Origin of the sequence: Nocardia neocaledoniensis (genome assembly GCF_029868625.1) — a bacterium.
GTDB lineage: Bacteria > Actinomycetota > Actinomycetes > Mycobacteriales > Mycobacteriaceae > Nocardia > Nocardia neocaledoniensis_A.
Window position 1 is genome coordinate 1 of sequence record NZ_JARWOJ010000141.1, and the last position, 2,046, is coordinate 2,046.

1 protein-coding gene and 2 pseudogenes are annotated in these 2,046 nt (G+C 68.7%); 2 read left to right on the forward strand and 1 reads right to left on the reverse strand.

Translation table 11 applies throughout. The features are described from left to right. Positions 1-167 precede the first annotated feature (167 nt). Positions 168-1,025 (forward strand): AAA family ATPase, encoded by an 858-nt coding sequence (locus QH270_RS10490; protein ID WP_280340483.1) that lies wholly within the window; start codon positions 168-170, stop codon positions 1,023-1,025. Continuing rightward, positions 1,010-1,846, forward strand: a pseudogene (locus QH270_RS10495) (class 1 fructose-bisphosphatase); the annotation flags it as partial. The gene QH270_RS10490 and the pseudogene QH270_RS10495, both read left to right, overlap by 16 nt. Here QH270_RS10495 and QH270_RS34655 read toward each other — a convergent pair. After that, positions 1,838-2,046, reverse strand: a pseudogene (locus QH270_RS34655) (hypothetical protein); the annotation flags it as partial. The pseudogenes QH270_RS10495 and QH270_RS34655 overlap by 9 nt on opposite strands.

Below are 2,046 nucleotides of genomic sequence, written 5' to 3' on the forward strand. Positions count from 1 at the left end.
GTTCGAGGGCGAACGACTCGGATACGGCGAGTTCGCCGCTCGCGTCGCCCGGCTCGGCCGGTGGCTGATCGGCGCGGGCGTCGGGCCCGCCGCAGGAAGCGGCCGAGGAGCCGCCGCTCGGCGAGGACGCGCTGCTGGACCTGTCCGAGGACCTGGCCGGACACGATGTGGCAGCGACACTATCGGCGCTCGACGCCGAACTGATCGGGCTGGCGAATGTGAAGGATCGGGTGCGCGAGATCGCGGCACTGCTGATGATCGACCGGGCCCGGCGCCGGTTCGGGCTGGCCTCCTCGCGCCCGACGATGCACATGAGCTTCACCGGCGGGCCCGGCACCGGCAAGACGACGGTGGCGTTGCGGATGGCGCAGATGCTGCACGCGCTGGGCTACATCCGGAAACCGAAGGTGCACACGGTGACCCGCGACGATCTGGTCGGCCAGTTCATCGGGCACACCGCGCCCAAGACGAAGGAGGCCATCGCCAAGGCGGCGGGTGGAGTGCTGTTCATCGACGAGGCCTATTACCTGTTCCGGCCCGAGAACGAGCGCGACTACGGGCAGGAGGTGATCGAGATCCTGCTGCAGGAGATGGAGAACGAGCGCGCGAACCTGGTGGTCATCTTCGCCGGCTACCCGGACCGGATGGATCGCTTCTTCTCCGCCAATCCGGGGCTGTCCTCCCGCGTGGCCCACCATCTCGAGTTCGCCGACTACACCCACGAGGAGTTGATGGGGATCGCCGAGGTGATGGTGGCGGGGGAGAACTTCCGCTTCGACGCGGCCGCGCGTGTCGCCTTCGCCGAGTATCTGACGGCCCGGATGGCCCGGCCGCGCTTCTCCAACGCGCGCAGCGTGCGCAACGCCATCGATCGGTGCAGGCTGCGGCAGGCCAAGCGGCTGGTGGAGGCGGGGCGGCCGCTGTCGAAGACGGATCTGATCACGCTGTGCGATCACGATGTCTACGGCAGCAGCGTCTTCGACGAGGCGGAGCGGGAGGTTGTGCCGCAATGCCGAACAGTCTGAAGACGCTCACCCGGTACACCATCGAGGAGGAGCACCGGCATCCCGGCTCGTCGGGGGAGTTCTCGGCGCTGGTGAACGTGGTGGCCACGGCGACCAAGATCATCGCCAATCAGGTGACGCGGGGCGCGATCGTGGGTCCGGGCGGTTCCGGCGAGCCGATGTCGGTGAGCAGGCGCCTGGATGTGCTGACCGACGAGATCATGGTGGCCCAGACCCAGTGGACCGGGCATCTGTCGGGGCTGCTGTCCGAGCAGCGCGCGACGGCGCTGCCGGTACCGGCGAGCGAGCGGCGCGGGAAGTATCTGCTGGCGTTCGACGCGCTGGACGGGTCGAGCAATATCGACGTGAATCTGCCGGTGGGTTCGATATTCAGCATTCTGCGTGCCCCGCAGGAGGTCCTCGACGGTGCCGCCGAGCCCGGCGACGCGGACTTCCTGCAGCCGGGTGTGCGGCAGGTGTGCGCCGGGTTCACCCTCTACGGCCCGGCGACGATGCTGGTCATCACCACCGGCAGCGGCGTCGACGGGTTCACCCTGGACCGCGAGATCGGCGCGTTCGTGCTGACCCACCCGCGCATGCGGATCCCCGAGGACACCTCGGGTTTCGCGATCAACGCCGCCAACGAACGTTTCTGGGAGCGGCCGGTGCGCCGCTACGTGCACGAATGCCTGGAGGGGGTGGACGGGCCGCGCGGCCGCGATTTCAACATGCGGTGGGTGGCCTCGCTGGTGGCCGACACCTTCCACATCCTCACCAGGGGCGGGATGTATCTGTACCCGCGCGACACCCCCAAAACGGCCCCGCCGGGGCGGGTGTGGCTGGTGAACGGCGCGCATACGATCGGGGTGATAGTGGAGCAGGCCCGGGGCGCCGCCCGCACCCGCCCAGTACAGGGCGTTGCCGAGCAGTTTCGTGGTGGTCTCGTTGCCCGCGACGACCATCAGGAACATGAAGCCGATGATCTCCTCGTCGGTGAGGGTGTCGTCGTCGATAAAGGCCCCGGACCCGGGCGGGGGGTGAA